Here is a 5,557-nt window from a genome sequence, read left to right as displayed (position 1 = left end):
AATCCAAACGATGCACATGACCGGTCGACGCTCCAGAGATGATAGTTAGAAAGACCCGTTCTCAACAGCATATCAAAGAGATTCTTCCTGTATGTTCTTTCATTTTCCGGCTGTGGAAACAGATCTGCTACGAGGTCTCTGACTTTTGATCCCGCAGGCAGGTTAGTTGCCCGTTTTCTTATTCTGTCGGAGAATCCAAGGGGATGGGTATATATCCAATAGTATCCACCGAATAGTTCATCTGCACCCTCGCCGGTGAAGGCCACCCTATGGGATTGGGAAATATGCTTTGAAATGATCTGAAAGGCAAGCGAACCCTGGATATCAAAAACGCCTCCCGCCATGATGTTTTCGTAGTGATAAATAAAGTGAGGCAGCTCATCGAGATAGTCCTGGATGCCGACATGGAATTCGCTGTGCTCAGATCCAATTGCAGCAGATACCTTTCTTGCATACTCAAGATCCGGTGCATCATCGCAATCATACAAGGTATATGTTTTTATCGGCTTGTTAAGAATTTCCGTAGACAGGACAGCCATCATAGTTGAATCGATGCCACCCGATAAATAGACTCCGGTTTCATGACCGCCGTGGTTAAGCAATGTGGCGAATGTATTGTTCAGTATTTCGCCAAGCTGCTCAGTTGCTTCAGGGTAGGTATTGCTCCTGTGGGGTGAATAAAAGGAGAGCGGAGGCTGATAGTACTTGTATCTTGATAGTTCCTGGCCGTTGAATCTAACGATGGTGCCTGGGGCGACCTGCCTTATATCCTGAAGGGGGGTTTGTTTCTCGGAGAAAACATACCCGAAGACTGTCAATTCCTGCAGGGCATCGATATCAATCCTTGCAGGAACATCGGGATGCTGTAGAAGAGCTTTTATTTCGGAGCCGAAGATGAGTTTTTCTCCTGACCGGTAATAAAAAAGAGGCTTGATGCCGAATCGGTCACGCGCGAGGATGATTTCATCGCTCTTGACCAGAGCAATGGCAAACATCCCTTTAAGATGCCTTACGAAATCGACACCGTATTTCAGGTAAAGCGGAATGATAACATCAGAGTCGGAGTTGGACTTGGGCTTAAACAAATACCCGTCTCGTAGAAGTTCTTTTTTTATCTCTTTGTAATTATAGATTTCTCCATTGAAAAGAAGGGCAATGCTGTCTTTCTCGTCGATCAAGGGGAGCACATCATCTTTTGTGCTGACAATATGCAGACCGCATTCACCAATGGAATGGTTTTCAAATAAGGTTGTGGTGAAGGAATCCGGCCCTCGGTGGCGGATGGATGAGAGCATTGCCGTTACTATTTTCCCGTTTCTCTCGTTATATATTCCGCAGATGCCGCACATCAGTCTAAGTCTTTCGATAAATACTTGATAGCTTCGACTAGTCCCCAATATGCATAGGAAGAACCCTCTTCGAGATAATGGCAAGGCCAGAGTCCATTGGGAAGTTGAGTCTCTGTCAGCCAGTTTGCCGTTTTCTCTATTACCGCCCTTTTTACAAGTTCGGGGTATGAAAGAAGCCCCAGCAGTACAACTCCAGTGGACCATGGATCGCTTCCTATCGGATGGTCCTTCCAGGGGGCAAACCCACCGTTGTCATTTTGTTCTTCATGCAAATATGCGTACGTTTCTCCGATCAGGGGGCAATCATTTGCTGGCACGCCGAAAGCAGAAAGTCCCAACAGGAAAAAGCTCCCTTTGTAAGTGAGTTTCACATCACATCCAAAATCTTTTCGCCATTCATCCCTAAGCCATGATACCGTTTTCGAATCGGAGATCCCGGGCAGGAGATAGAGCAGAAATCCGGTAACGGGGATCCGGGAGATATCACGGATCGATCGTCCCCAGCCACCATCAGGATTCTGCTGGCATCGCAGCCATATTTTCCCTCTTTCCACCGATGGATCATATTTTCCGCGACCCAGGAGCGATATCGTCTTTACTGATAGGACTGTTTCTTCGACATCGGACCAGCCGCCGTCTTCCTGCTGCCGATCAGCTATATACCTGGCAGCCATGCTGAACAAATCTCCTTTTGGATGAACTCCGGCATATACCAGAGACAAAGCGCAGAGCGCTATCCTCTTAACTTCTTTCTCTCCTTTGAGAGCCGACCCAATAAATCGGGATAGTTGAAGCGCTGTTCTGTATATATTCGCTGTGTTAACCTTATTTGTTTTCAAAAGCTTTCTCCAATGGTAGTCCGTTTTCACAAATCAGCCGCATTTTGCTTTGGAAAAAGTTTTCTGGCTTTGATTTAAGGCATGTATTGCAGAAGTAAAAAAGGGCTTCATCGCTATTACCATGACTGAAGTGGCGGTAACCGATATTACTGTAATCGACAAACTTCTCGCACCCATAGCACCAGACTTTATGCCCTTTTTCCCACTCCTTACTCTCAATCTGTGATGCCAGAACAACGTTCAGTCCAATATCAACAGGAAGGCACACCGGAGATTCGCTTCTAGGTTTTAGAAGTTCGTTCAGTCGTCTTATGAAATCAATGCGGATGCCTCCTTTCAGTTCCTCGCCAAACTCCGATATCAATAAAAGCCTGTTTTTACAGGAATTTTCCTGGATATTTTGCAGGTACCTCAGCAATCCGAATAGATAAAGATGCTGCTTTTCCTCGATCAGTGCATCACACTCGGGACCTTTGTAATGCTTAAATTTATTTCTTTTCCCATTTTCGCTTTCTATCAATGCGCCGAGGTGTATGCAGACGGCATCGCATTCTTTGTATTGTGTATGTATTTCTGGCATTTTATCTTGTATATTCTCTGAGCTGTGCCATTTTGTATCACCCGTATAGCCAAAAGAGTAAACCAGATTTTTGGGTCCATCATAAAAATCGATAATATACCCGTAGGAATCAGATATTTCCGAAAAATCGTTGTGATATGCGTACCTTGTTTTGATTTCGATATTTTGAGATTTGTCATTGTCATCGATGATTGATGTAAATCCTTTTTTGTCTTTATCTTTTTTAAACCTGAAAGAAATATCATTAGGTCTATTCCCAGGTTTTAGGTCCTTGTTAATATCCACAATATACGTGTCTGCCAGAAATTCACGCAATGTAGGATTTGTAATTACATGTTTCAACCTATCGTATACGCCCCAGGTCATCACGGCGTGAATCTTTTTCATTGCGCCCCTTTTTCTTTTACGTAAATCCAGCAGAGATGAGATGATTGGCTCAAAATCACGGATATGGTCGGAGTGTGCATGCGAAAGCAGGATGAAGTCTATATCATGCATGGTAAATCCCATGTGGAAGAGATTATCGACAAAGTCGAAGCCCGGGTCGATGGCAATCCCTAGAACCACGTTGCCGTCTTTATCCTGTTCGTAAAGAAAATATCCTCCACCTTGGGACATGGTAAGAGTAGGGGTTTGAGAGTTCCATCGCTGAAGCCCCATGAAATGTAATGACCTTCGTCTGTTATCCTTATCTTTGGGGATTTGATATACAGGGTGGCGACTTTTATGCGCCAGATAATCTAAAAATCGGTTGTTTTCTCTTTCCATGATGTTTTCGTAATCTTCTGCAATAAGCCTTGTATCAGGCTCGTCTTGCCTCCCAAGGCTCATCGGAATCGAACAGCAACTTAGAACACCATTGAAAGCCTTTTCTCTTGAATTACGGAAACATCTTCTGCATGGAACAGGACGTAGCCAATTAAATTTGGATTTTACTAATTGGTTGATTCTTTGAATTCGTTCCAATTCTTTAAATTTGAAAAGAAATGATTTTTCTTCTTCGAATTTATTGAGTTTTTTTAACAGGTCAATTTCGTCATTCTGGTACTCGAAAATATTACACGAAGTCAGGTTCCTATAAAATTTCTCCATTGATTCAGTGTATCGGTTGTAATCGTATTTTTCTAAATCTTCAAGCTTTAGGCGATATTCCTTCTTCGAAGGGTCCTTACTGTCGGGGAGCAGATAATCTTTTAGTTTTCCGTAAAGTTCCTTGATTTCCCCAGAATAATGATCATGTGTTGGTTGATCTTTTCCTTTTTCAAGCCTGTCCGAAAGGATTTTCAAAAACCTGGTTGCCTGCTGATAAAAACTTGCTCTGTCTTGTTTATTTTGAATTAATTCACAATCATTGCTATCACTGCTTGTTTGTTCACTGCTTGTTTGTGCTGTCGGCAATTGTTTTTTAAATTGATTACTTAATACAATAGAATCATTTTTTAATTTATCATCTCTCTCTTTTTTATCAGAATCACTCTCTTTTACGTAGTTTTGTTCTAATTCCAAGTAGCTTTGTTCTAATTCCAACAAAAAATAATCAAATAGAAGCCCTAGGGTTTTGCTTTTTATGTTCTTTTTTATTTCCTCTTCGACTGCTTCGAAAAATATTTCGATTTTGATTTTGTTCAAATCAACATCATTGTAGTCATTGCCAAGCAAAAGTTCCTTTATTTTGTCCTTCGCGTCATTTAGCCTCCCCATATCTCTGTAAGCAAGGGCTTCCTTGATAAGTCTGCTTTTGTTTTTGGTATCATCCAGTTTTTCCAATGTTTTTATGGTGTGGTAGGAAAATTGAAGAGTCTCCAGCAACTCCGCCTTTGAGAGAATTGCGGGGATAAAAAGCAATTTTTCCCATAAATCCTTATCGTTGGGGGAAACATTTTTGGCAAAATTGTGAATTATTTTATCAAAAGCTTCGGATGCCTCATCCTTTTGCCCCGAATGTGAATAGCCGATACCTTGGTTGTATTTTGCCCATAATATATAAAGTTCCAAGCTATAGTGAGAAGCATCCTTGGGACTCGCCCATTCGTCTTTCTCTTTCTCTTTCTCCTTCTTCTCCTTGGTTAAAAGTTCATTCGCTTGGATCGCAAAGCCAAGAGACTCGCGCCCAGGTTTTCCGCATGCCGAGAGTTCCTGAAAATAGAGACTTTGGAGGATTGATTCTTCAGTGGTTCCGGGCGACAGATATGGGAGCTTTCTCTGGAGGTATGTTACGAGATCTTCAAGATATTTTGTATAATCGTCCGTTCCTTTTTCAAGAATTTTTGCACGGAGGTATTTTGCGAGGAATAATGGATTCCAGTCACTATCTGAAGCAAGGAGTGTCCTATCAGGGTAACTCTTTAAATTTAAAATATCACATCCCGGATTTGTGTTTGCTAATTTCAAGAGCAACGAAAAAGTTTCCTTTTTATGCTTGGAGTTGTCATCAACTAATTTCCCAATACAATCTTCCAGTTTTTCCTCTAGCTTAATATAATCAGGAAGCGAGTCATATTCTTCTGCATCGATCCAGATATCAAACACAATATTGAGCCGTTCCATGTCATGAAACGCATTAGACATGAACAACACCTCGTATATTCAGAAATTCTAATTGAAAACCTAACGGCAGCCGTGGCAAGATGAGCACTGCCTGCATACCACTCTCCCGCCTGAAGCATTGATGATCTCAACAGGGAAATTCATGGTTTTCTCTTTAATCAAGACTGGCTTTTCATATCTTGCTTTTACTTTCTTCATTTTCCTCTCTCCTTTCGATGATGCCTTCGTCCAGAAAATTATTG

The 5,557-nt window shown here is 41.9% G+C and carries 4 protein-coding genes; all 4 read right to left on the bottom strand.

Annotated elements, in window-relative coordinates; genetic code table 11:
• Nucleotides 1-1,397, bottom strand: a 1,397-nt coding sequence (asnB, locus tag Q7J27_09180) for an asparagine synthase (glutamine-hydrolyzing) (protein ID MDO9529319.1), incomplete at its 3' end; no start/stop codon positions are given.
• Nucleotides 1,349-2,188 carry a prenyltransferase/squalene oxidase repeat-containing protein gene (locus tag Q7J27_09175; GenBank protein MDO9529318.1) on the bottom strand — a complete coding sequence of 280 codons (840 nt, stop codon included), beginning with the start codon at nucleotides 2,186-2,188 and terminating at the stop codon, nucleotides 1,349-1,351. The genes asnB and Q7J27_09175, both read right to left, overlap by 49 nt.
• A complete protein-coding gene (locus Q7J27_09170; GenBank protein MDO9529317.1) occupies nucleotides 2,175-5,336 on the bottom strand; it encodes an MBL fold metallo-hydrolase in 3,162 nt (1,053 codons plus the stop codon). The genes Q7J27_09175 and Q7J27_09170 overlap by 14 nt, the downstream gene beginning before the upstream one ends.
• Nucleotides 5,337-5,375: 39 nt before the next feature.
• Nucleotides 5,376-5,557 (bottom strand): hypothetical protein (locus Q7J27_09165; protein ID MDO9529316.1); only part of this gene is annotated, 182 nt, incomplete at its 5' end.

This window comes from Syntrophales bacterium, assembly GCA_030655775.1.
Classification (GTDB): Bacteria; Desulfobacterota; Syntrophia; order Syntrophales; family JADFWA01; genus JAUSPI01.
Note: the sequence above shows the minus strand (reverse complement) of the source record. Positions and strands in the feature narration are given on the sequence as shown.

Coding starts and splice junctions, on each gene's coding strand:
- Q7J27_09170 (MDO9529317.1), bottom strand. CDS start 5,336: ATGTCTAATGCGTTTCATGACATGGAACGGCTCAATATTGTGTTTGAT.